This window comes from Brucella cytisi, assembly GCF_038433355.1.
In the GTDB taxonomy this organism is placed as follows: domain Bacteria; phylum Pseudomonadota; class Alphaproteobacteria; order Rhizobiales; family Rhizobiaceae; genus Brucella; species Brucella cytisi.
On the sequence record NZ_JBCAUP010000036.1, the window covers coordinates 1 to 24,960 of the forward strand.

The window sequence follows — 24,960 nt, forward strand, 5'->3', positions numbered from 1 at the left end:
ACGGTTATAGCGATCATGTGGAGGACATCGTCAGCGCTGCACCCGCGTGAGAGGTCATTAGCGGGTTTGGCGAGGCCCTGAAGCACAGGGCCTATGGCCTGCGCCCCACCAATACGCTGGGCGATCTTGTAGCCGATATTGGCGGCTTCGAGATTGGGGAACACAAAGACGTTGGCATTGCCCTTGAGCGGTGAATCCGGCGATTTGGCATGGCTGATTGCCTCGACGAATGCCGTGTCGAACTGTAATTCTCCATCGATGCACAGAGCAGGCTTGCGCTCCCGCACCGTCCGGGTTGCCTGAACGACCTTTGATACGCGCTCATGCGCAGCACTGCCGCCGGTGGAGAAGGACAACATGGCAACGGCCGCATCTTTTTCCGTGAGCTGGCGATATGAATCGGCCGACTGTATGGCGATATCGGCAAGTTGCGCGGAATCCGGTTCCACCACGAGGCCGCAATCGGCAAAGACGAAAGCGCCTTTCTTCTGATGATGAGACTGGCACAGCAGCATCAGGAAGAAGCTTGAGACGAGTGATGCGCCTTCGGCCTTACCAATGATCTGCAGGGCATGACGCACCACATCGGCAGTCGTTGCAACTGCGCCAGCCACCGTCCCGTCCGAATCGCCTTCGCGTACCATCATGGCGGCGAAGCCGAGTGGCGTCTTCACGATTGCCTCAGCCTGCTCTTCCGTCATGCCTTTGGCCTGACGCAGCCGATAGAGTTTTTGCGCATAATCCGCGCTTTTGTCCGATACTACTGGATTTATGATCGCGATCTTTGAGCCGTCAATCTGCCTGCTGATGACGCTTTCGGAGCCCAGAAGCGTAATGCGGGCAATGGCTTCACGTTCGGCACGCAGCGCCGCATCGATGATACGCGGATCTTCGCCCTCGGCCAGCACGATGTGACGTGGCCTCGAACGGGCTTTCTCAAAAATCTTTTCCAACGGCAGCATGGCGCAATCTCTTCAAAAGGCCGGGAGTTGCGCTCCCGGCCTGATCACTGACGGACTGGTTCAGACGGGCATTTGCTGGCACATGTCGGCCTTGTCGATGCCGGCCACGACAACGGGCTTCTTCATCGCATCACGGCGGAATGGTTCGCCCAGTTCCTGATTGAGCACGACTTCGATGAAGGTGGTCACCCCCTTGGCCTGCTCGTCGATTGCCGTCTGCAAGGCTTCGGTCAGCGCCTGCTGGCTATCGACGGTCACGCCTTTCAGGCCGCAGCCATCCGCCACCTTGGCGTAGCTCAGGTTCGGATTGAGCTCGGTGCCGACGAAGTTGTTGTCGTACCACAGTGTCGTGTTGCGCTTTTCGGCACCCCACTGATAGTTGCGGAAGATGACCATGGTGATCGCAGGCCAGCCCTTGCGACCGATGGAGGTCATCTCGTTCATGGATATGCCGAACGCGCCGTCGCCTGCAAAGCCGACCACTGGCGTGTCAGGCTGGCCGATCTTGGCGCCGACGATGGACGGGAAGCCATAACCGCAGGGGCCGAACATGCCCGGTGCCAGATATTTGCGTCCGTGTTCGAAGCTTGGATAGGCGTTCCCGATGGCGCAGTTATTGCCGATGTCGGTGGACATGATGGCGTTCTTCGGCATTCCAGCCTGTATGGCACGCCATGCCTGCCGCGGCGACATGCGGTCCTTCTCGCGCTCGCGCGCACCGGCATTCCAATGCGTGCCCGGATCGTCATCCTCATGATCCATCGAGGAAAGCTGCTGCAACCAGGCGGATTTGCGCTGATGGATGAGCTGCTTGCGCTCGTCGCGACCGGCATTGCCCGCATTGGCTCCCATCTGGTCGAGAATCTGCTGCGCAACCTGCCTGGCATCGCCGCAAATGCCGACCGATATCTTCTTGGTGAGGCCGATACGATCAGGATTGATGTCGACCTGAATGATCTTTGCATCCTTCGGCCAATAATCGATGCCATAGCCGGGCAGGGTCGAGAACGGATTGAGACGGGTACCGAGCGCCAGGACCACATCGGCCCTGGAGATCAGCTCCATCGCGGCCTTGGAGCCATTGTAGCCGAGTGGACCGGCGGACAGTGGATGGGTACCGGGAAAGGCATCATTATGCTGATAGCCGCAGCAGACCGGCGCATCGAGCCTTTCGGCAAGCGCGATGGATTCAGGGATCGCACCGCCGATAACGACACCGGCCCCGTTAAGGATGACCGGGAATTTCGCATTGGTGAGAAGCTTTGCAGCCTCGGCAATGGCATCGCGTCCGCCGCTCGGGCGTTCCAGCCGGACGATCTGTGGCAGGTCGACGTCGATGACCTGAGTCCAGAAGTCACGGGGAACGTTGATCTGTGCCGGTGCACAGCCGCGCCATGCCTTCTCGATCACGCGGTTCAGCACTTCGGGAATGCGGGTCGCATCGCGCACTTCTTCCTGATAGCAGACCATCTCTTCGAACAGCGACATCTGGTCAACTTCCTGAAAACCGCCCTGACCGATGGTCTTGTTGGCAGCCTGTGGAGAGACAAGCAGCATCGGCGTGTGGTTCCAGTAAGCAGTCTTGATGGCAGTCACGAAGCCGGTTACGCCGGGCCCGTTCTGAGCAATCGCCATACCCATCTTGCCCGTCACGCGGGTATAACCGTCGCAGATCAGCGCCGCATTCGTCTCATGGGCGCAATCCCAGAAGGTAATGCCCGCCTTCGGAAACAAATCCGATACCGGCATCATCGCGGAGCCGATGATCCCGAATGCATGTTCTATCCCATGCATCTGCAAAACCTTAACAAATGCTTCTTCCGTCGTCATTTTCATGGCAGTGAATTCTCCTAAGCTACTTTCTCATAGGTTGGCGCGGTGGCGTTTTGGGCCGTTAGCGCGTTTTTCCTGTCTTCAAGGACCATCTGGGCGAGCTTTGCGCCGATCATCATCGCCGGTGCATTTGTGTTCCCGGAGACGATTTCCGGCATGATCGAGCAGTCCGCGACGCGCAAACCTTCAATGCCGCGCACACGCAGTCGATTGTCCACAACGGCGCGTTCATCGATGCCCATCCGGCAGGTGCCGGTCGGATGGTAGATCGTGGTGGAATTGTTTCGCGCCCAATCGAGCAATTCGTCATCGCCATCGAGATCGGCTGCCGGTCTGAACTCCTGCGAAATTGCAGACTGGAGAGGTTCAGTCCGGGCGATGCGGCGTGCAATGCGTATTCCCTCAACCAATGTCTGCTGGTCATTTCTTGTCGCCAGGTAGTTGGGTTGAATGACTGGATGGTCGAACGGATTACCGGAACGCAAAGTGATCGTTCCACGACTTTCCGGTCGTAACTGGCACACCGATTGGGTGAAAGCGGAGAAGGGATGCACACCTTCGCCAGGGCTATCTGCCGACCATGGCTGGATGTGAAACTGAATATCTGGCGTGGCGAGCTCCGGTCGCGTCTTGACGAAACCGAAGACCAGGCTGGCGGCCATCGTCATGGGGCCGGTTCGGAACAACGCATATTCGAGACCTATGGCGGCCTTCCTGAAGAGACTGCGAACTTCATCGTTCAGTGTCGGTTCGTTGCATTTGAAGACCAGTCGGGCCTGTAAATGATCTTGCAGGTTCTGGCCCACTTCCGGCGCGTCACAATGCACAGAAATGCCGTGAGCGGCCAGTTCTTCAGCCGGACCGATGCCTGACAGCATGAGTATCTGTGGCGAGCCGATTGCTCCTGCGCACAAGATTACCTCATGCCTGGCTTGGATCGTACGACGTGTGCCGTCCGGGCGCTGATATTCCACGCCAGTCGCCCGACCATTCTGGATGACGACACGCATGATATGGGCATCGGTTTCAACATTCAGATTCTGTCGGTGACGAACCGGGCGCAAGAATGCGGCTGCAGACGAGCATCTGCGTCCTTTGTGCATAGTCAATTGAAAATGCCCCACGCCCTCCTGTGTTGCCCCGTTATAGTCCGGGTTGTAATCGTAGCCATTCGCACGGGCTGCCTCGATCCACTTTTCGCAGATTGCCCGCTTCAGGCGTGGATCCGATACTTGCAATTCACCCGCGGTCCCGCGGTCTGCGGTCGCCGGACGATGGAATGTTTCGAAGCTCTCGAAAATGGAGCCCACATCCTGCCAGGACCAGCCGGAATTGCCAAACTGCGCCCAGCGATCATAGTCTTCTTTCTGCCCGCGCACATAAAGAAGACCGTTGAGCGACGATGAGCCGCCGAGCACTTTGCCACGTGGCCAGTTCAGGCTGCGTCCGTTCAAACCTGAATCGGGCTCTGTCTGATAACACCAGTCATAGTCGGGGTTGTGCATTGTGCGAAAATAGCCAACCGGAACATGGATCCACGGATTGCTATCCTTATGACCGGCTTCCAGCAGGTGAACAGTGACCGAAGGGTCTGTGCTGATCCTGTTGGCCGCAATACAACCCGCCGAACCAGCGCCAACTATGATGTAATCTGCTATTTCATTCATAAAGAACTTCCTCCTGACAGGATCCGTATCGCGGACGGAAACGGATTCCCTGTCTTGCACCTGCCTCAACCCGTGTGTTCTGCCAGTGGTTTGAATTTGACGTTTGATACCCGTCCGAAATGGAGCTTGTTTCAAACGTCAAATCCGAAAAATCCAATTGATCGTAGATTCTGACATTTGCCCGGCGCGAATATACCAAAGGTGCAAACGTCAGGTTCAGACCACTAGATCCGTTTTCGCCTGCGCTCGATTGCAACAGCGGAAGCCAACGACACCGCAGCGGCAAACACTACGTAGACACATACCCAGAAAGGATCGTTGTTATTGATGGACATCAGATAGGTGGCGATCATTGGTGTCAGACCGGACGCAATGATGCCTGAAAACTGATAGACGAAGGATATGCCGGTATATCTGACGGTCGGATCGAACAGATCTGCAAACAGGGCGGCTTCTGGCCCGTAACACATCGGATATATGATACCGAAAGGCAGTACGATACCCAGAACGATCAGTACCGGCTCGCCTGTCGACATGAGCCAGAAAGCGGGAAATACGCTCAAACCCAGCAGGAGAGATCCCCATGCGTAGGTGACAGGTCGTCCGATCCGGTCCGACAGGCGCCCGAACAGCGGAATGAATACGATCATAACCACAGCGGCGGCGCAGACCGTCCACAACGCAGCCGTACGATCAAGCCCTGCAAAACGGGTCAGATACAGGATCGAGAAAACGGCAAAGATGTTGAAGAACACGCCATCTATATAACGGGCACCCATGCCGAGAATGACATTACCCGGGTAACGTTTGATCATTGTCGTAAAGGGGATCCCCTGGTCTCGACCGCGAGACGCCGCCTTGGCCTTTTCGAATTCCGGGCTTTCATGGATGTTCGAGCGAATCCACGTACCCAGAAAGACCAGGACGATCGATCCGATAAAGGCTGCACGCCAGCCCCATGCCATGAACTGCTCATCCGGCAGAAGCGACAGAAGCGCCATGACGCCTGACGACAGGAACAAGCCAAGAGACAGGCCGATCTGTGGCAGGGAAGCGTAGAAGCCACGCTTGTCCTTCGGCGCATATTCGTAAGCCATCAGCACCGCACCGCCCCATTCGCCCCCGATACCGATACCTTGAAGTATACGAAGGAACAAAAGAGCCACGGGCGCCATCAGACCGATAGATTGATACCCGGGCAAGAGCCCGATGGCGACAGTAGCGCCACCCATCATCAGCAAGCTGATGATCAGCATTGCCTTCCGACCGATACGGTCGCCGAAATGCCCGAAGACAAGCCCGCCCAACGGTCGAGCGACAAATCCTACCGCAAAGGTCGCGTAGGCCAGCATGATGGAAACTGTTTCGTTATCCGATGGGAAGTAAAGGTGGTTGAAGACGATGCCTGCCACCACGCCATATAGAAAAAAATCGTACCACTCGACGGTCGAGCCGATCAGGCTGGCAATGACGACTTTCCTAACATCATTCGTCTGGCTGCTGCTCCTCACAGCATCCATTGTTGTATCCGACATGACGCCCTCCTGCGTTTTGACGGTTATGGTCCGATCCACACTCCTCCTGCGGATCGCGACGCCTTTAGCCTTCGTTCAAAACGTATGAGAGTCAATCATTTTTTGAGACGTTATGTCTCAAAAAATATCAACCTGTTGAATTTGCCGGATATAAATTCACTTGGTTACGTCTTCCGGCTGGGTTAAACCACTAGGAAGCCCCACTGTGACGTAGTGTTTTCATGAAGAATGATCCCAATAATCTGATTGCCAGCCCAAGTATAAGAAACCTGCAGATTCTTGAGTTGCTGGGCCGTCAAAGACGCGCAATGACACCCGTAGAAATTATTGAAGAACTCAAGCTTCCCAAGCCGACCGTGCACCGTTTGCTGGCCTATCTGGAAGAGCAGGGATTTATCGCCAGGAATATTGATGGGAAGAGTTATTTGCCCGGTGCTCGGTTTCGCGAGATGGCAATCGGTGCCATGCATGCTTCGCTGAGCAGCCTTCCGAGCAGAAACGTTCTGATTTGGCTCAATCAACAGATCGGCGAAACATGCAATCTGGCGGTTCCCGACAATGATGCGATGATTTATGTTGATCGCGTGGAAACGCAGTGGCCGCTACGTATAGCTCTTCATATCGGTTCCCGTGTGCCGCTCCATGCCACTGCGGCCGGAAAAATCACACTCAGCCTGCTTTCAGAGGAAGCGTTCGAACGTTATCTCCTTACTGGAGACAAGCAGTCCTTTACCAACAAAACCATTATCGACGCAACGATGCTTCGAGAGGAAATAGAGCGTGTCAGGGCGCGTGAGTTCGCAACAGATCAGGAAGAGCTTGTTGATGGCATGATTGCGGTTGCGGTACCGGTCATGGATGCGCGGGGAAATTTTTGCGCGACCCTGTCGTTCCACGCGCCCACCCAACGGTTATCTCTGGAACAGGGGCTTACTCATCTTGATGAGCTTCGACAAGCAGCGGAAAAGCTCGGCAAGTTTATTTGAGTTATCGCCGTCGTGTAATCCCGCGCAAGATTCGTTTCCGCTCTGTCAGGTGTGATGAGGAGTTGTTCTTCGATCAGGCGGATATCACTCGGCTGAAAGTGCCTTCGACCAGATCGGCGGAGACCGTCATCCCGCCGGTCTGAGGATGGGGGACTGCTTTTTCCTACGCTGTCGCCACCGTCAACAAGGCGCCCCTTATGTTCATGAGGCCGGATTTCGGGATGCCATCAATCTTCAGACGCATTGGGATGACAACAGTTCAATTCCTGGGTTCGTAACCAGTCGAGCAACTTCTGCAATCGTTCTTTCGCTGGATGGCTGGTCAGAAATACCGCCCAATAGGTTGGACCGGGCAAGGATATATCGGATAGCAAAACCAGCGTACCTGCATCTAGTTGATCAGCAACAAGAAGCTCAGAGGCGAGCACCGCTCCCTGACCCGCTACAGCAGCTTCGAGCGCGTGGACTTCCTCCGAAAATATCTGGGCGATGTGCGGTCGGTTACCATCCACTTGTGCAAGAGATTGCCATCGTTCCCAGTTTGGAGCATTGGCCGATGCGGATTTCCAGCGGTAGTGCATTAAAGGCAATGTGAGTATCCGGTCCGGAGAGAGCATTTTCTGGTCTGCCAGCAGCGAAGGGGCACATACCGGCACGATCCGGTCCTGAAAAAGCCGATGCCATTCGCCGTCCGCTCCCGGTTGTTCTGCGTATCGGACAGCCATATCGATATGTGAGGCGTGCAGATCCGCTACATCATCATCTGCTTCAACGGCAACGCCGAACCCGATCTGCTCGCGTATTTGCGGAAGTCGCCGCATAAGCCACCGGCTGGCAAAGGCCATGGTGACTGAAATATTCAGCGGCCGGTCGTGGTCTTCGAATAGCTGATCCAGAGCAGCTGCGATCTGGTCGAGTGAATCGCGAAGCGCCGGAAACAATTTTTCTCCTGCCGGCGAAAGTCTGATCGGACGCGGGTAACGCTGAAACAGCTCCACCCCGAGTATTTCTTCCAATTGTCTTATCTGATGACTGATCGCCGTCGGAGTTAGATGTAGTTCTTCAGCCGCACGCGTGAAATGCAGATGACGGGCAGCGGCTTCAAAAGCCCGCAAGCTGTGAAGTGGCGGAAGCTTTCGCAAGTGCACACCCTCCGTACGTTCAGATTGGCTATGATGAATCTAATTCATCCAGCCCCTGAGATATACGCTTTCGCCAGATCTTCCCACAGCTGATACTTCAACTGTCAACAGGCATCTACACCTTCGGAGGCACGCAATGTCCAGTGGCGTTAACCCGAAAGCGGACCAGAGCGGTCACCCAACAGGCAAACGCCTGTCTCTGGAAAAACCATGAAAGGTAAAACTGATGAGTTGGCTATATCTTGGAATTGCCGTGATCCTGGAGATCACGGTTGCAATGAGTGCGGGCAAGGCAAAGGGTTTCACTGACCCTGGATGGACTGCGATGACACTTGTCAGTGGTGCCGTCGCAACGTTCTTTCTGAGCCTCGCGCTCCTGACCTTTGACGTCGGTGTCGGCTACGCCATCTGGACATCGGCTGCTGGCGTCGGAATCGTTGTTCTGGGAGTATTGTTCTTCGGCCAAACTCTCAACTGGAAAAAATCTCTCGGCATTCTCCTCGTAGTTGGGGGTGTCGTTGGCCTTCGCCTGAGCGGCGCGGCGTGAAGTTCCACTGATCGCTTTTCCTCGATCCATTCATCCTGAAAGGATTATCTAATGACAATGACAGACCAGAAAAATACCGGTAGCGCCCGGGCATGGATAAGCTTGCTTCTCGCCGGAGCTTTCGAGATTGGATACGCGCTGAGCGTTGGTGGCAGTCAGGCATTTACCATCATGGGCTGGTCGATAGCAGCGCTCCTGTTCTTCCTGTTGACGCTATATTTTCTCAGCGTTGCCTTACGAACGATAGATGTGGGGATCGGTTATGCCGTGTGGGCTGGCATCGGTTCTGTTGGCGCGGCCCTTTTTGGCAGTATCCTGCTCAACCAGTCCCTCACCCTGATCCAGGCCTTCTGGCTTGCAGTCATAATTAGTGGCGTCATCTGGCTGAAGCTTGCCGACAGTGCAAAGCTTCAAGAGCAGTGCTGATGGATAACCTGATCGGCTTTGATTTCAAGAAACTCATGGAAGAGGCCGTTGCCTTCTCCGAAAACATGCTTTTCGGAGAAGGCATTCCATTTACCACCTTTGTAGCAGGCAGAAATGACATTGCTCCCGGAAGCATTATGACCGGGTCCAGGAGCTCCATGATCCGACCGCGCATTACAAAAATTGAGGCTATGAGCAAAGGCCAGGTCTGGGGCACATCACAAATCTTCGTCAGAAACAGTACTTCTGGCTTCAGGCAAAGCTTGTACTCTGTGCTGTATGAGCGTGCGGCTCGCAGGCATCTGGCAAATGTTCCCTGCAGCAGATCGCGACGAAGCAGCAGGGGATGGCATCCAGCAGGCAACCGGATGCTCCGTACGTTTTTAGGCTAGATCTTGCAATGGCGTGCCATCATTTCGGCCAGCTCGTACCGTCCTTCGTCCCTAAGCTTACTGATAGCTGCTTTCATGTCTGTCGATCTCTCATCCTGACCGAGTTTGAACTTGATCTCCATGTTTTCAACCGGCATTTCGTAACCGACAATGTTGGGCAGGCGCCGCTCCAGGCCGCCGGGGCCGAGTTCTTTCATCTGCCATGGCTTGTCACGTTCCTTTTCCATATGCTTGACGAGTTCATGGAGGTGTTTCGCCGTCGCTGCTTCCGACAGTATATTCGGAACACCGTGGATATGAGCCACCATGAAGCTCCAGGTCGGCGCGCTGTCTCTGTGTGGATAGCCCGGATACCAGGATGAAGACACATAATGACCAGCATCCATCAGAATTGCGATCGATGGCAAGCCGCGCCTGAGAAAATCGGCGTGATTGTTAGCTGAAGCCACGTGCGAGACCAGCGTGCCGTTCGTGCCTCGTGTTCGATCGATCATGAAGACAGGATGAGAGATTGCAATGCCACCCTCATGGCTGGTGAGCAGGGTACCGAGCACCGTCCTGTCAACCAGATCAAAGACTTCTGTCATGTCGGACGGTTGGAAATAAGGTTTTGTATAGAGCATAGGACATCTCGTGGATTCAGGAATGTATCGGGGGCAAGCGATCAGACCATGGGCATTTGGCTTCCAGCTGGCCTGCGAGTTCGAACAGCAGATTCTCGGCCCCATAGGGGCCAATGAACTGGCTACCAATCGGGAAGCCATCAGACGTTTCGTGAAGTGGAACGCTCATCGCAGGCAAGCCGGCAGCGTTGACCGGATGGGTGAAAGCGGTCAGAGCCAGAAACTGCCGGGCAAAGCTCTTCCAGTCGGGCGAACGCACATCGAGCAATCCGAGTGAAAATGATCCAACCGGCATAACCGGGCATAGCACCACATCGCATTCTTCAAAAAGACGACCAAAACTGCGCGCCGTGCTGTTGGCCGTCAACCGGGCCTGAATAACCTCCGTCGCGGCCAAACCATCGCCGTAGGCGGCCAGCCCCAGATTTGAAGGCTCAAAATAGAGATCATTGGCAGGTTTTGCCATTGTCGCGGCAACATCAGCCACTTCAATTGCCGTGTAAACGGCAATCAGTTTTTGCACGGCATCCGCCAGCTCAACACCGTCAAAATCAGGCTTCACCGAAACAACGCTATGTCCCAGCCGTTCGCATAGTGCAATCGTCGCCTCAAGTGCCATCACTGTCTGCTCATCCAGATCATTGTGAAGATCAGACCGCTTCCAGACGCCGATACGAAGCTTCCGCGGTGCCGTTCTGACACTGTTGACGAAAAGGTCCGTCTTTGCGGGAGCTGCATAAAGCGAACCCGGTTCAAGCGCATCTGTCAGATCAAGCATAATCGCGGAATCGCGAACCGAACGGGTCAATACATGATGGCTAACCATTCCGCCCCAGTTTTCTGTCGAGACCGGACCGCACGGGACACGCCCGCGCGACGGACGCAGCCCGAAAAGCCCTCCACAAGATGCTGGAATGCGGATTGAGCCTGCACCGTCATTGCCATAAGCCACAGGCACCATACGTGCAGCGACGGCTGCCGCTGCACCGCCAGAAGAACCACCGATGCTGCGCGTCACATCCCAAGGGTTGAGAGCCGCACCATGCAGCGAGGATTCCGTCGCGATATTGCAGGAAAACTCAGGCAGGTTGGTCTTGCCCACCACCACAAGCCCCGCGGACTTGTACCGTTTGACGAGTTCATGATCGCGCTTTGAGATACTGCCATATGCCGCACGGCATCCGAAGGACATGGCCGCACTGGCATAGGAAGGACAGTCATCCTTCAGCAAAACAGGAACACCGCTCAGCGGACCCTCTGGCAGCGTCTGGAGTTGTTCCTCCGCTTGATCGCGCATCTCATGAATAACCGCATTCAGTTCAGGATTGCACCGATCAATCGCTGCAAATGCTTCCTGGACAGCCTCACGCGGCGACAGAATTTTTTCACGAATGGCCTCTCCCAGACCGACCGCGTCAGTCCGGGTGTAGTCAAAGGATATAGACGTCATGGGTTATCCCAATGCCAAGCTTACAAAATGAATCGTTCTACTGTGTCTTGCTGACCGTCCAGAAACGGTGCGTGTCGCCAGCCCATCCTTGATAATCATTCACTTTTGGGCCGATGGCGGTGATTGACGGGAGGTTCACCAGACCGAGGATCGGTACTTCCTCGCCCATCAGCTTGTTGAGTTCGTTGAAGAGCTTCTTGCGTTCTTCGACATCGCTGGTAGCTGAAACCTGTTTGAGAAGATCTTCCGCCCTGGCATCATCCCACTGGCGCGCAGCATCGGCCTTCTTGTCTCCAATCATCGACTGGAAAGACAACAACGGATCAAGGCGTGCTGAATACGCGAAAACTGCAAGTTCATATGCTCCACGGCGATACTGATCGAGCTGGGTCGCCCAGTCACGCACTTCGAGTTGCGCATTAATGCCGGAAGCCGCAAGGAATGCCTGAATGATTGTGGCAACCTGCACACGGTTCTGGCGATTGGCAACCAGAAGACTGATCGGCTCGCCCTTGTATCCAGCCCTGGTCAGCAGTTCCTGCGCTTTTGCTGGATCGTAAGCAGGCCATGCGGCTGCCTGATTATCTGAATAGATGGTGTTTGGTGCGATGACTGACGGGTTCGGTTTGTACATGCCTTCGCCAATCGCCACAGCCAATTGGTCAAGATCGATCGCGTGAGCAATCGCCTGGCGCATCTGCGGATTTTTCAGTTTATCGGATGCTGACTGAATCTGAAGGACCATCCATGCGGGTGTCTGCTGCACTTTGACCTTCATGCCCTTCGCTTCCAGATCCTTGACGCCAGTTGGCTCCACTTCATCGATGAAGTCAATTTCACCGGAAAGCAGACCATTGGTGCGCGTGCTTGAATCGGGAACAGTCATGAACTGAATAGTCTTTACATGACCCTTCTTGTTGCCAACCAGTCCGTCGGCATCGCCGGGCAGAGCCACATATTGATCGAAACGGATCAGGTCCAGATAACGACCACGCTCCCATTTGGAAAAAGTATAGGGACCGGTGCCAATCGGCTTCACAAACTTGCCATCTGCATCAACGGAATCCGGGCTCAATATCCATGGGGTACATTGGATCGTAGCCATGGTGATGACGAAGTTTGGTGCCGGTGCTGCAAAGCTGAAACGTACCGTGCTGTCATCGACAGCCTCGACCGACTTCAGTTCGGAATCGACCTTGCCATTGTAACGATTGACGCATTGAAACGCCGTGTCCGGCCTGAGATAGCGCTCGAAATTCCATACTACATCCCTGGCGGTCAACTCTTTGCCATTCTGGAACTTGATGCCTTTGCGCAGTTTGAAGTCATAGACTGTATGATCGGTATTTGCGGTCCAGCTCTCCGCAAGCATTGGCTTGACGGCGAGATCATCGCCATAAGCGACCAGACCTTCAGCAATATGCGCCACAACCATATCAGCGTTGGCATCACGATTGACGCCCGGATTGATGCTCGCAACATCGGAATGAATGGCGACGCGCAAGATCCCGTCTTCTGCGGCATGAGCCTGGAAGGATGTGGCGCTGAGACCAAGAAGCGCGATGCCAAATGCAGCGCCTGGTGAAATTCGATAGGTCATTTTGGTTTCCCCTTTTGTTTTTGATTTTGCGGTATGGTCAGCTTTGTGACCTCAGAACATCCGCGAAAAATGCTTCGACGGGCTCAAGCACTTTGAATGGCTCGTGAGCCACACCCGGCACCCTGTCCCTGCGAACGGCGATGCCTTGCATTTCAAAAGACTTTGCCAGAGCTTCAATGCGGTCGATGCGGCAATCGCCCTGAAGATCCGCGCCCTCCATCCAGAAGGCGCTGCCACGTGGGATGGCTATCTCCCAGGTCGCGGTGTCCTCCTCTCCGATCACCGTATGAACTGTAACGGCCTTCATCGCTTCAAGATCAATGTGGCAGCCAAAACGCGTTTCAACATCGCGGACACCAACCCACCAGTCATAATCGGGATCCAGCAGGGTTACGACGCCTGGCGCCCCGATGGATACAGCCTTGAGCCTGTGAGGATGCAGCATGAAAAAGCGCTGGCAGAACTGACCGCCGCCCGAAAAGCCGTACATAATGGCACGACTGCTTTTAAGGCGATATTTGGCCGCCACTTCGTCGATCATCGACAGCAGAATATGGTCAAAGCGAATGCCGTGGAACTCGATGCGTTTGTAGTTGGCAAGATCTTCCTGCACGACGATGCCTGCAGGGAACAGCGGTGCCAGCACGATGCAGCGGCGCTCTCTCGCAAAATTTGCGAAGTAATCCCGGTATTGTGCTGCTGTCCGTCCTGTGCCGTGCACGATGACGATCAGTTCATGCGTTTCGGTGCCGTCCTCATCATAGTCTTCGGGGACGAAGAGGCAGTAGCTGAAACGCTGATCGAACTGGCTAGCAAAGAACGTGGTTGCCCCGAAATCGTAGAAGCTGAGTTTTTTGCCATGGCCCTGCCGCCTGGTGACTGGATTCTCGTCAGTGATGGACATGACCGCCCTCCTCTCCGGAATTCGTATTTGCATTCTCACCGCGCCATTTGAGTTTGACACCGCCCTCGCCCGTCAGTTCGAGCATCGGAATGGCTGACAAAAGACGGCGGGTATAATCGTTCTTCGGCGCGTCAAAAATTTCATCGCGCGTTCCTTGCTCGATAATGCGACCGTCGTTCATGACGACCACACGATCGGCAATCTGTTCGACCACACCCAGATCGTGGGTAATGAACAGGCAGCCAAAGCCATAGCTCTTCTGCAGCTTTGCGAAGAGGTCGAGAACCTGCGCCCGCACAGTCACGTCAAGTGCCGAAACTGCTTCATCGGCAATGACAAATGCCGGTCGGCGCACGAGAGCACGCGCAATCGCCACGCGTTGACGCTGGCCACCCGACATTTCATGAGCATAGCGATTGGCATAATCTCCACCCAGGCCGACATCCTCCAGTGTTTCGCGAACACGGTCCACTTTCTGGCCGGACGAAAGCTCTTTCGAGAAGCGCAGCGCCTCACCGACCAGCTCGCCTACTTTCATACGCGGGTCGAGCGATGAATAAGGGTCCTGAAACACCATCTGCGTGTGATATCGATAATCCTGATAACGGGATGAACGTCTTTCAACAGGTTGCCCCTTGAACAGCAGCTTACCTTCGTTCGGCCTGATCAGCCCGGCCATCACACGAGCAGCTGTGGTCTTGCCCGAACCGGAGCCGCCAACCACGGCAACAACCTCGTTCGGCAGAACCTCAATCGTAACCCCATGCAGGGCTCGCTTGCCGCCAGCTTTCCTGAACCAGCCTCCCCGGCCCTCAAAATCAACAACAACATCGCGCACGCTGATCAGTGGATCAGCCTTTGGAACTGTGCGCGCAGGCCCACGAACCGGCAATGTCGAGAGCAGTTTGCGTGTGTAGTCATGGCGAGGTTTTGCGAGCACATCAGCGGTATCACCTGTTTCAACCACTTCACCATTGCGCATGACAACCACACGACTGGAATAGCGCGCAATCATTGGAAGATCGTGGCTGATCAGCAAGACAGTCGTGCCACGCTCCTGCGTGAGACCAACCAGCAGCTCCATTACTTCGCGCTGGATAACCGCATCAAGCGCCGTGGTCGGCTCATCCGCGATCAGCAGATCAGGCTTCATCAGCATCGCACAGGCGATCATGATGCGCTGACGCATTCCGCCTGAGAACTCATGTGGAAATGCCTGTATCGCCCGTTCGGGATCGGCAATACCGACACGCAACAACATGGCTCTGATCCAGGCGGCATGTTGCATTTTCTCTGCTGGAAAATGCAGTTCAAGGCCTTCTTCAAGCTGGCGCCCGATGGTCAATGACGGTGTAAGCGAGGTCATCGGCTCCTGAAAGATCATGGCAATGCCATCGCCGCGAAGCCCGCGCAACGCAGTCGGCGACATTGTTGATACGTTCTGTCCCTTGAAGCGGATCGAACCATGGCCTGTTTTGATGGACGCCGGAACCAGCCCCATAATCGCCCGCGCGAGCATGGTTTTGCCGGAGCCGGATTCGCCAACGATACCGAGAATTTCGCCAGCGCGTATGGAGAAGGAAGCGCGCTTTACGATCTCCAGCGCACTATCACCGACACGCAGGCTGACATCGTCGATTTCAAGCAGGGGTGCAGAAGTCATGAGCGCTTCCTCATGCGTGGGTCGAGGCGGTCGCGCAACGCGTCACCAAGAAGATTTATGCCAAGCAGCGACAGCGAGATTGCAAGACCGGGGAAGATACCAAGCCAGACGGCCTGCTCAATGAAATTGCGGCTTCCGGCCAGCATGTTACCCCACGTCGGCGCTGGCGGCGGCACACCCAGGCCCAGAAAGCTGAGAGAGCTTTCTGCCAGAATTGCCCAACCGCACATTGAGGTCGCCATGACCAGAACCGGCGCCAGACAGTTCGGCAGAATATGACGCACCATGGTATAGATTTCCGAGTTTCCCATGACGCGGGAGGCCTCAACGAACTCTCGTTCACGCAGGCTCAAAACCGTACCACGAACCACCCGGATGACCGACGACATATAGGCCAGAGCGAGCGCGAGGATGATGCCATTCTTGTTAGCTCCAAAGACAGCCAGCAAACCGAGCGCCATCAATATCCCCGGGAATGCCAGCAGCGCATCATTGACCATCATCAGTAACCGGTCGAACCAGCCTCGCAGAAAGCCACTGATAGCCCCGATCAGCACACCGCCGAGCGTTGCGAGGAAGACCGTGAAAACGCTGATTGAAACACTGGCGGATGCGCCTTGCATCAGTCGGCTCAGCTGGTCACGTCCGAATTCATCTGTGCCCAGCCAGTGTGCAGCATTTGGCGGAGCAAGACGGGCAGCAAAGTCGAGGCTCAGTGGATTGTAAGGCGTCCAGAAGGAACCCACGACCGCCACCGTGAGAAGCGTTGCAGTCAGGGTTCCGCCAATCAGCGCGTTGAGAGAGAGATTTTTCATTTCGCCGTCACCTTCGGGTCGAAGAACGGATACAGAAGATCCACGATCAGATTGACCAGCACATAAACGCAGGCTGTGAACAGCAGACAGCCCTGAATGACGGGATAATCGCGGGCAAAGATCGCATCGACGAGAAGCCTGCCAAGTCCAGGAATTGTAAAAACCGTTTCCACAACAGCGATACCGCCAAGCAGATTGCCAAGGATCAGCCCCAATAATGTCCAGGTCGGGCCGAATGCGTTGCGAAAAGCATGGCGCCACATCACCGTTGCTTCAGACAGTCCCTTGGCGCGTGCATGGGTAATATAATCGAGGTTCAAAACTTCGAGCGTCGAGGCGCGGGCCATACGCAGGATGACGCCGATCTCATGCAAAAATAGTGTGGTGACCGGCAAAACCAGATAGAGAAACGCTTTCCATGGGTTCTCACCGAAGCTGACATAACCCACAATTGGTAACCAGCCGAGCTTGAGGCCAAATGCAAGCAACAACAACAAGCCCATCCAGAACGCCGGAACCGAAAGCAGCAAGGTTGCACAGGTCACAAGCGTGAGATCAGTCAGACTGTTCTGCTTCCACGCCGCGATCATTCCGAGCGGAACAGCGACGAACGTAGAAAGCACCACTGCCGACAAGACGATACGCGCACTTACCGAAAAGCGCTCCAGAACCAATGCCAGAACCGGTTGCTGGTTGGCAATGGATACACCAAGATCGCCATGCAGAACATTACCGCCCCAGATCAGAAACTGGGTGAAGATACTGTGATTGAGGCCCAGCTGCTCGCGCAGTGCGGCCAGCGTCGCAGCATCCGCAGAATCGCCCAGCATCAGGGCTGCAGGATCGCCCGGTATCAACCGGACAATCACAAACACAGCCACTGCCACAATCAGCAATGTTGGAATGGCCATGCCTATTCTGGAGAGCGCAAAGCGCAGCATTTCGTTAGCCTTCAATAAAGAGGGATTTTGCGCGAGGCGCGGCGTCAGACGGTAGCGGCGTATAATCGTGCAGACAGTAGGTCGCAAACTGGCGGTTCAAGGCGGGCAGCGGTGCGATTTCCATTATGCCAAGCGCAGCTTCCATCACCACCATGGCGACTGTAGCCGTGATATTGTCGTGATTGCCGGGACGCGGTGGACGGCAGACTGCATAAGGCGTCAGGAAGTCGTCAAACAACGCTTCTTTCATCTCCTTGCGACCGATTTTCCCATCGTGCGCTTCCAAAGACTTCCGCACGCGCCAGTCACGGTAAAAGCTCTCGGGTACAAACGGGATGCCAGTGTCGCGCAGCTTGGTCAGCGCAATCGGGTTGACCCAGTGATTGGCGTGAACGATGAGATCATTTTCCGGCAAGATCGGGAAGGATTCATCCGGAGCGCATTCAAAATCGATACCGAAGCCTGCACTGGTCGCAATCATGATATTGTTTGAGCAGGATTTTGGCGTTGAGGCCACAGCCTTGATGGCTTTGGCAAAATGCTCCTGCTCCAACACTTTGCGACGCACAAGACCGAGCGGAACGCCCAGTTTCTTGTAGTCGCGTTCGCATTCCAGGTAGTTTGCGGTAATCGAGATGCCCGCTTCGTTAAAGCCACTGCGCGCCAAACCTCCCGCCTCGACAAAGGTTACGAAATCTGGACCGCAGTTATTGCGAACACGCAGCACAATGCCGGTTTCTGCACATTCTGAACGCCAGTCCCAGTTCTGGCCGTGCACGAGATTACCCGATGCGCTTTTCGCGGGCATGATGAGAGCGCCAGTACAGCCATCATCCTGCTCTTCCGGATCGGCCGAACCCGTCTCCGCACGCGCCATCGCAACTACTTCTGTGCGTGCATTGATCATAACGATATGTTCGAACGGCACATCTGCGCCTTTGGCGATACCACGCATTTCCTCGACATAGGAGGCGTCAAATTCTTCAATCCGGCCTGCAAACTCCTCGATGAGACTTTGCCTCCGCGCTGGCGAGAGCCCGAAAGTGTCGAGCGTTCCAGAGTAAAGACCAGCGCTACGCCGGATGCGCTCTCCGGCGAGAACCCCGTATTGGCGTCCGCGCTCTTCGGGTACACCCGAAACTGTGATGAATGGAAACGGGGCTATTGGCATACTCAATCCATATTTTGTATTTTATATCCTCGTAATACAATTCTCACTCCCCCATTGCGGAGTCAATAGTTTTTTATTAGAATAGGAAACAATTCAATTGTGACTTTGCCGGCAAGGGTGTGACCCGGCCCGGATGTTAACGTCGCCATGGGAAAGAAAAGATCTATTGCGAAATTTCGCCAATTCTCCAGGTTTGCGGTTGATGGGAGACGCACATTCAAAAGGCGGCACACGTGACTATGAACAGTAGGAGATCAACGGAACACGCACCCAATCTGAGCAGCCTTCAGGCAGAAGTTGCGCATAAGATGGTCTCCCTTATATCTGCTGCGCGCTGGAATATTGGTGACAGACTGTCGGATGCTGCGATTGCAAAAGAGCTTAGGGTGTCTCGCTCCCCCGTTCGTCAGGTTCTCAATCTTCTTGTATTGCAGGGTATTGTCAGCCAGACACCAAATCGCGGGTATCAATTGCATCGACTTCCCGAAGCAGACGAGCTCAACGACAAGCTTATTCCTCCTGCCGAAGCAGAAGAGCTGTATCGCCGGCTCATGAGCTCTCGCGCTTCAGGCGCGATTGAGGATGAAGTGTCGGAGGCGGAACTCGCGGATCAGCTTGGAGCAACGCGCGGTGCCATACGGCGAGTGCTTATGCGGTTTGCGACGGAAGGACTTGCGGAACGACTTCCCGGGCATGGCTGGCGCTTTGCCGAGACACTCGACAATGAGCGCGCCGTGAACGAAAGCTACGCCTTTCGCCTTGTGATTGAATGCGGAGCGCTTGCGCAAACGGATTATACCCCTGATCTCCATCAACTGGCGGCATTGAAGCGGGAGCAACGGGACATACTTGTTCTGCCGCTCGAAAAGCTCACGAGAGATCTGTGGTTCAATGCCAATGCGAATTTTCACGAAACCATTGTTTCATGGGGAAATAACCGCTTTTTCACGCAATCCGTACGCTGGCAAAATCGCTTAAGGCGCATGACAGAATATTCCGATTTCGATCGATTGGGTGAAGATCGCATCCGAAAGGCTTGCAAAGATCATCTTGGTATACTGGAAGCCATCGAGAACAGGGAATTCGAATTTGCGGCTGCATTGTTGAAACTTCATATTAGCCGTTCTGGTTCCGATGAGGTTTAATGCTAGCGTTGGCATTCTGAGGTGATCATCCCGACACTAATCTCACCGGAAGCACGGTATTAGTGCGGATCTGCGGCGACACACACGGCATCTGCAACCTCTTCTACCTTGCTCATATCGAGTATGCTCGTAGCGATGCGAACAGAGCTGGTCGGATTGATTGAAAATTTGGCACCTGGCGCCACTGCGATATGTCGCGCGGCCAGCGTCACCATGGCATAGGGTTCGGACGTTACCGGAACGAAACAACACAACCCGTCACCACCCGGCATTGTGATACCGCGTGTGGCCAATGCGTCGGAGAACTTTCGTGCTCGATCCTGATAGATCTGTTTTGTTTGATTTAATCCCGACTGTGTTTTCTCGTCGGTCAGCAACCATGCGACGGCTGCCTGTAGAATACGACTGGTCCATCCCGCGCTGAAACTGCGATATCCCTGTATCTGCTCAACGATCGCCCTCGAGCTGGAAAGTACAGCAAGGCGCAGGTCCGGTCCGAGTGACTTGGAGTAAGACAGGATATGGATGACACGCCCGGGAAAGCGGGTACCAAGGGTCTGCGGCGACCTGAACGCTATATCTCCGACGCCATCATCTTCGATAATGAGTGCGTCACTCGTTTCAAGGATGTCGCCCAGAATTGCCATGCGCTCACGGGTAACGCAGCAACTCGTGACCGAATGCGTTCGCGGCTGGAACAGGAAAGCTGATGGTTTGCGCTCCAGGGCGGCGGCAAGAGAATCTGGCAAGGGCCCATCGCGATCACAGGCAACTGAAATGATCGGAACGCCCAGATCCTCGAGAATATCGAGAAGGCGCATTGCAGTCGGATCTTCGATCGCGACCGGCGCGTCAGGCGGCAAAAGCGCGTGCAAAATTGTGTAGACGGCATTGTATCCGCCATTTGTGGCCAGAAAGGCTTCCGGCTCATAAGGCCAGGTGAGGCGTGCAGCTGCCTCCAGTTCCGGCAGAATAAGTGTCCTGTCGTAACTGTTCAGGTTCTCCGCACGCGCGCCATGTAGCAGCGCGCCATCAAGGGAAGGCAAAAGCTTCGGGTCGGGAACGGCCTTGGAGAGGTCCAGAACATCAGGACCGTAGTCGCCGAAGCTGGCCAGACGTTCCGGTCTCGCCACAAAACTGTCACCACTGACCCACGTTCCATTTCGCCCGCGTCCGGTAATGATCTTCTGCTTGCGCAATTCGCTCCATGCTTCGGAGATCGTCGCCGGGCTGATTCCGAGCGTATAGGCGAGATCTCGCACGGGGGGCAATTTGGTTCCGACCGGGAGAATACCTTTACGAATAATATCTGCAGTGTCGCGCGCTATTCCGCGCGTCGTCCTGTTCTTCAACTTCTGGGAAAACCAGTCTGGCGTGAAATTCTGCGGCATGAATCTCATTTCGTTTAATGTTCAGTAACGTAATAGCATTTGATCAGCAAAAACTGAACATTTAATGTCGTCCCCATAATGAAAATTCTGAAGGACGGAAAATGTCGATCACGCTGAGGCTGGCTGTAAGGGACTGGGACTATCTGACGCCGTTGGCGCTTGGCGACGTGCGCTCATCAAGGATAAATGTCATTCTTGATCGTGTTGGCACGCTCGTATCACATCCTGGCCTTGATGAAGCTCATGACGCGGCTGAAATGTCCTTTAGCCGTTATGCGTCAATGCGCTTTGAGGGCGATGACCGCATCGTCGGCATTCCGAACTTCATTATGCGAGGCTTCCGCCATCGGTGTGTCATCACCCGTCGCGACTGCCACGTTCGTAATTTCGCGGATTTGTCGGGTAAGAAAATTGGTGTCACGGGATGGCGTGATTCCGGCAATATCTGGACGCGTGCCGCGCTGCGGCTTGAAGGGGTGGGAGTTGACGATGCCCGTTGGTATGCGGGACGTCTCACCGGGGCCCACCCCATTACCGATCGCCTTGATGGCTTCGGACGTCCTGGCCACATCGAAGCCATGCCGGGAGAAAAACCGATGATGGAAATGCTTCGTGATGGCTTTCTTGATGCGGTTTTCACGCCATTCATGCCTGACGGATTTTTCGGCAAGGAACCCGGTTTTCGTCAGTTGCTCGACGATTTCCGTGGTGCTGAACGCACCTATTTCGATCAGGTCGGCTATGTCCCTGGCATGCATCTGATTGGTATCAAGCCAAAGGTCCTGAGCGATAATCCATGGGTAGCAGACGAATTGAGTGCGCTTCTGGATGAAAGCCAGCGCGTCTGGACGGCGAAGCGGCGCAAATACGGGGATACAACGCCGTGGATGATCGACGAATTGCTCAAGGTCGCCCGCGATCTGCCCGAAAACTGGAGCGAAAGCGGACTGACAGCCAATGAGGCAATGATCGACGATTTTGCTGAAGAACTACACGTGCAGGGCATATTGCCACGCAAGCTCACGATAAACGAACTGTTTCCGTTTCACGCAAGCGGAAACTAAGCCCACATTTCATCTTTCGGGAGGTTGATATGAAAATGACTATGATAGCAGCGGTCGTTCTGGGTAGCTTGTCTGCGCATGCGGCGGTCGCCGGGGAAGCGATCCCGCAGCAGACTTTGAACGAAGCACTTCGAGCACGCTTGCCACAAGATCTGGTTACAGCTGGCAAGATGGTTGCTGTCAACAGCGGTTCCTTTCCCCCTTACGAAATCATTGACGGGGCAAACATGTCGGGCGCGAGCGCCGATATGTCAGAAGCACTTGGTCAGCTTCTCGGCATCAGGATCGAACATGCAACGGTTGGCGGACTGCCCGCCTTGCTGAGCGGTATCAACGCGGGAAGATATCAATTCGGCTTCGGTCCCGTGGGAGATTTTCCTTCTCGCCAGGAGGCCAATGATTTCGTCGACTGGGTGCGCGAGTACGTGGTCTTCGCTGTGAAGGCAGGCAATCCTGAGGGAATAACATCCCTGGATACAGCATGTGGCAAGCGCGTTGCGGTAATGGCAGGCGGTTCCGCTGAGAAAGTCATCAAGGAACAGACGCAGAAATGCACTTCCGATGGAAAAGAAGCCATTCAGGTGCAGTCCTATACCGATCAGCCCACATCGATCCTTGCCGTTCGCTCAAATCGAGCTGATGCATTCTTTTCCTCACAAGCGCCGCTAAGCTACTTCATTCAGCAGTCAAATGGACAACTGGAATTGTCTGCTGTTGGACAGAAGAACGGCTTCGATGATCTTTTTCAGGGAGCAGTGGTTCCAAAGGGATCGCCAATTGCCGAAGTATTGCGTGACGGCCTTCAGATGTTGATCGAGAACGGTACCTATGCCGCGATCATGAAGAAGTGGGGTCTCGAAAAGAACATGATCAATGACGCTGGTATTAACCTTGCCGGAAAGGCCACACAATGAGCACGGCTCATTTTGCTGCGGGCGACGTCAAATTACATGACGTTGCCCGCGCTCATCAGCCATTTCCCGTAGGACGAGTACTGCTATGGAGCGTCGTGGTCGCGGTGGCGATGAATTTTGCCTATATTGTTGCGGTCAATCCGAACTTCGGTTGGCCGATCGTCGCAGCCTATTTCTTCGACCCGACAGTAATGAGCGGGCTCTCCATTACCCTCGGCCTGACCATAGTAGCCATGATTATCGGTGTAGCGCTTGGTCTTGTACTGGCTGTCGCGCGTATGTCAGATGACAAGCTGGCCAGTTCGCTCGCCGGCCTGTTTATCTGGTTCTTTCGCGGCACTCCACTGCTGGTACAACTCATCTTCTGGTACAACATGTCGACGTTGTTCCCGAAGATTTCCATCGGCATTCCCTTTGGCCCAACGTTCGCAAGCTGGAACACCAACGATCTGATCACACCGGTTACCGCTGCAATTGTCGGCCTCGCCCTTAATGAGGCAGCTTATATGGCCGAGATTATCCGTGGCGGCCTTTTGTCGGTCGATAAAGGACAGGCCGAGACCGCTGCCGCCTTCGGCATGACCCGCATGCGGGCCCTGCGCCGTATTGTCATTCCACAGGCCATGCGTTCGATTGTGCCGCCAACCGGCAATCAGCTGATCAGCATGATCAAGGCGACCTCGCTGGTGAGTGTCATCGCGATGGCCGACCTGCTGTATTCGGTTCAGTCTATCTACAATCGTACCTTTGAAGTGATGCCAATGCTGTTGGTAGCGGTTCTCTGGTATCTCCTGATCACCTCGGTTCTTAACGTCGGGCAAAATGCAATTGAACGCCATTACAATCGGGGTGAACGCGGTGAGCCGACAGGAAAAGACGATAGTCCTGCAATTCAGCCAGCGCAGGAGAATACATGATGATCGCGTCGCACAGTACTCAAGAACAAAAGCCCGTTGTAAGCGCCAATGACGTCCATAAGGCTTTTCATAATGTCGAGGTGCTAAAGGGAATTAATCTTAGCGTGTCGGCGGGTGAAGTTGTGGTTATACTGGGGCCGTCCGGTTCCGGAAAGTCCACTTTCCTGCGCTGCATCAACAGGCTCGAAACGATCGACCGCGGTTCAATCTTTGTCGGTGACGAGCAGATCGGCTATCGACTGCACAAGGACCGTCTGACGGCGCTATCCCACAAGGCGATTGCGGCACAACGCAGCAGCATCGGCATGGTCTTTCAACAATTCAATCTATATCCGCACATGACGGTACTGCAGAATGTAATCGAAGCACCGATTGGTGTTCACGGTCATAATCGCGGGGAAGCGATCGCAACAGCGAAAGACCTCCTGGCGAAAGTGGGCATGTCACACAAGCTGAACGCCTATCCGCGGCAATTGTCCGGCGGCCAACAACAGCGTGTCGCAATTGCCCGCGCGTTAGCGATCCGTCCAAAGCTGATGTTGTTCGATGAACCCACGTCGGCTCTCGACCCCGAACTGGTGGGCGAAGTGCTATCGACAATGCGTTCACTTGCAGACCAGGGACTGACAATGATCGTCGTTACCCATGAAATCGGCTTTGCGCGTGAAGCCGCGGATCGGGTCGTTTTCATGGATGGCGGCAAGGTTGTAGAGGAAGGTCCGCCGCAGCAGGTTCTCGAAAATCCTCAGCATCCACGAACGCGCAGTTTCCTGAGCCGCTTTATCTGACGGACATTCACGCGGCGGGCTGGGTCCCTGCCGTGTGGACAATTAACCCTTTCCCTACTCAACCGGAATAACAGGAGGCCTTGC

Annotated in this window: 23 protein-coding genes; 9 read left to right on the plus strand and 14 right to left on the minus strand. The window is 54.8% G+C overall.

Annotated features, from left to right (window positions below; all coding sequences use genetic code 11):
* From pta to AAE521_RS24170, 4 genes are all read right to left on the minus strand, one after another.
* On the minus strand, positions 1-962 hold a 962-nt coding region (pta, locus tag AAE521_RS24155; RefSeq protein ID WP_342060205.1), incomplete at its 3' end, for a phosphate acetyltransferase.
* 60 nt (positions 963-1,022) lie between these two features.
* The gene (gene xsc, locus AAE521_RS24160) at positions 1,023-2,798 is read right to left on the minus strand and encodes a sulfoacetaldehyde acetyltransferase (RefSeq protein ID WP_342060206.1); all 1,776 of its coding nucleotides are present in this window, start codon (positions 2,796-2,798) and stop codon (positions 1,023-1,025) included.
* A gap of 14 nt (positions 2,799-2,812) precedes the next feature.
* Positions 2,813-4,462: a GMC family oxidoreductase gene (locus AAE521_RS24165; RefSeq protein ID WP_342062770.1), complete on the minus strand. Its 1,650-nt coding sequence runs from the start codon at positions 4,460-4,462 to the stop codon at positions 2,813-2,815.
* A gap of 224 nt (positions 4,463-4,686) precedes the next feature.
* Entirely contained in the window at positions 4,687-5,997 is a 1,311-nt protein-coding gene (locus AAE521_RS24170; protein ID WP_342062771.1) for an MFS transporter, read from the minus strand.
* A gap of 221 nt (positions 5,998-6,218) precedes the next feature.
* Between AAE521_RS24170 and AAE521_RS24175 the strand changes: the two genes are divergently transcribed.
* Positions 6,219-6,983, plus strand: a complete 765-nt coding sequence (locus AAE521_RS24175; protein ID WP_071634365.1) for an IclR family transcriptional regulator — start codon at positions 6,219-6,221, stop codon at positions 6,981-6,983.
* Between the two features lie 227 nt (positions 6,984-7,210).
* On the opposite strand, the gene AAE521_RS24180 is transcribed toward AAE521_RS24175, so the two are convergent.
* Positions 7,211-8,131, minus strand: coding sequence for a LysR substrate-binding domain-containing protein (locus tag AAE521_RS24180; protein ID WP_235817749.1), 921 nt, complete (start codon positions 8,129-8,131; stop codon positions 7,211-7,213).
* Positions 8,132-8,351: 220 nt separating this feature from the next.
* Here AAE521_RS24180 and AAE521_RS24185 point away from each other — a divergent pair, with 220 nt between their 5' ends.
* The 3 genes from AAE521_RS24185 to AAE521_RS24195 are packed head-to-tail and all read left to right on the plus strand — an operon-like array spanning position 8,352 to position 9,490.
* A complete protein-coding gene (locus tag AAE521_RS24185; protein ID WP_342062772.1) occupies positions 8,352-8,672 on the plus strand; it encodes a DMT family transporter in 321 nt (106 codons plus the stop codon).
* Between the two features lie 51 nt (positions 8,673-8,723).
* On the plus strand, positions 8,724-9,098 hold the full coding sequence (locus AAE521_RS24190; protein WP_071634359.1) for a DMT family transporter: 375 nt from the start codon (positions 8,724-8,726) through the stop codon (positions 9,096-9,098).
* The gene (locus tag AAE521_RS24195; protein WP_071634357.1) at positions 9,098-9,490 is read left to right on the plus strand and encodes a hypothetical protein; all 393 of its coding nucleotides are present in this window, start codon (positions 9,098-9,100) and stop codon (positions 9,488-9,490) included. The genes AAE521_RS24190 and AAE521_RS24195 overlap by 1 nt, the downstream gene beginning before the upstream one ends.
* On the opposite strand, the gene AAE521_RS24200 is transcribed toward AAE521_RS24195, so the two are convergent.
* Genes AAE521_RS24200 through AAE521_RS24235 form a run of 8 tightly spaced genes read right to left on the minus strand, consistent with a single transcriptional unit; the run spans position 9,487 to position 18,657 of the window.
* Positions 9,487-10,113 (minus strand): FMN-binding negative transcriptional regulator, encoded by a 627-nt coding sequence (locus AAE521_RS24200; RefSeq protein ID WP_071634355.1) that lies wholly within the window; start codon positions 10,111-10,113, stop codon positions 9,487-9,489. The genes AAE521_RS24195 and AAE521_RS24200 overlap by 4 nt on opposite strands.
* 16 nt (positions 10,114-10,129) lie before the next feature.
* A complete protein-coding gene (locus AAE521_RS24205) occupies positions 10,130-11,563 on the minus strand; it encodes an amidase (RefSeq protein WP_071634353.1) in 1,434 nt (477 codons plus the stop codon).
* A gap of 37 nt (positions 11,564-11,600) precedes the next feature.
* Positions 11,601-13,163: an ABC transporter substrate-binding protein gene (locus AAE521_RS24210; protein ID WP_071634351.1), complete on the minus strand. Its 1,563-nt coding sequence runs from the start codon at positions 13,161-13,163 to the stop codon at positions 11,601-11,603.
* 37 nt (positions 13,164-13,200) lie between these two features.
* Positions 13,201-14,067, minus strand: a complete 867-nt coding sequence (locus tag AAE521_RS24215; RefSeq protein WP_071634349.1) for a hydrolase — start codon at positions 14,065-14,067, stop codon at positions 13,201-13,203.
* On the minus strand, positions 14,054-15,730 hold the full coding sequence (locus AAE521_RS24220) for a dipeptide ABC transporter ATP-binding protein (RefSeq protein WP_071634347.1): 1,677 nt from the start codon (positions 15,728-15,730) through the stop codon (positions 14,054-14,056). Before AAE521_RS24220 ends, AAE521_RS24215 begins: the two co-directional genes overlap by 14 nt.
* Positions 15,727-16,545, minus strand: coding sequence for an ABC transporter permease (locus AAE521_RS24225; RefSeq protein WP_342062773.1), 819 nt, complete (start codon positions 16,543-16,545; stop codon positions 15,727-15,729). The genes AAE521_RS24220 and AAE521_RS24225 overlap by 4 nt, the downstream gene beginning before the upstream one ends.
* Entirely contained in the window at positions 16,542-17,486 is a 945-nt protein-coding gene (locus AAE521_RS24230) for an ABC transporter permease (RefSeq protein ID WP_071634343.1), read from the minus strand. Before AAE521_RS24230 ends, AAE521_RS24225 begins: the two co-directional genes overlap by 4 nt.
* A gap of 4 nt (positions 17,487-17,490) precedes the next feature.
* Positions 17,491-18,657: a C45 family autoproteolytic acyltransferase/hydrolase gene (locus AAE521_RS24235; protein WP_342062774.1), complete on the minus strand. Its 1,167-nt coding sequence runs from the start codon at positions 18,655-18,657 to the stop codon at positions 17,491-17,493.
* 239 nt (positions 18,658-18,896) lie between these two features.
* On the opposite strand from AAE521_RS24235, the gene AAE521_RS24240 reads away from it, so the two are divergent.
* Positions 18,897-19,802 (plus strand): GntR family transcriptional regulator, encoded by a 906-nt coding sequence (locus tag AAE521_RS24240; protein ID WP_071634341.1) that lies wholly within the window; start codon positions 18,897-18,899, stop codon positions 19,800-19,802.
* Positions 19,803-19,861: 59 nt separating this feature from the next.
* On the opposite strand, the gene AAE521_RS24245 is transcribed toward AAE521_RS24240, so the two are convergent.
* On the minus strand, positions 19,862-21,193 hold the full coding sequence (locus tag AAE521_RS24245; protein WP_342062775.1) for an aminotransferase-like domain-containing protein: 1,332 nt from the start codon (positions 21,191-21,193) through the stop codon (positions 19,862-19,864).
* Positions 21,194-21,294: 101 nt separating this feature from the next.
* Between AAE521_RS24245 and AAE521_RS24250 the strand changes: the two genes are divergently transcribed.
* Genes AAE521_RS24250 through AAE521_RS24265 form a run of 4 tightly spaced genes read left to right on the plus strand, consistent with a single transcriptional unit; the run spans position 21,295 to position 24,876 of the window.
* Positions 21,295-22,257: a substrate-binding domain-containing protein gene (locus AAE521_RS24250; protein WP_342062776.1), complete on the plus strand. Its 963-nt coding sequence runs from the start codon at positions 21,295-21,297 to the stop codon at positions 22,255-22,257.
* A 29-nt stretch (positions 22,258-22,286) separates the two neighbouring features.
* Positions 22,287-23,171 carry an ABC transporter substrate-binding protein gene (locus AAE521_RS24255; RefSeq protein WP_342062777.1) on the plus strand — a complete coding sequence of 295 codons (885 nt, stop codon included), beginning with the start codon at positions 22,287-22,289 and terminating at the stop codon, positions 23,169-23,171.
* Positions 23,168-24,088, plus strand: a complete 921-nt coding sequence (locus tag AAE521_RS24260) for an amino acid ABC transporter permease (RefSeq protein WP_342062778.1) — start codon at positions 23,168-23,170, stop codon at positions 24,086-24,088. The genes AAE521_RS24255 and AAE521_RS24260 overlap by 4 nt, the downstream gene beginning before the upstream one ends.
* Positions 24,085-24,876 carry an amino acid ABC transporter ATP-binding protein gene (locus AAE521_RS24265; RefSeq protein ID WP_342062779.1) on the plus strand — a complete coding sequence of 264 codons (792 nt, stop codon included), beginning with the start codon at positions 24,085-24,087 and terminating at the stop codon, positions 24,874-24,876. The genes AAE521_RS24260 and AAE521_RS24265 overlap by 4 nt, the downstream gene beginning before the upstream one ends.
* Positions 24,877-24,960 lie beyond the last annotated feature (84 nt).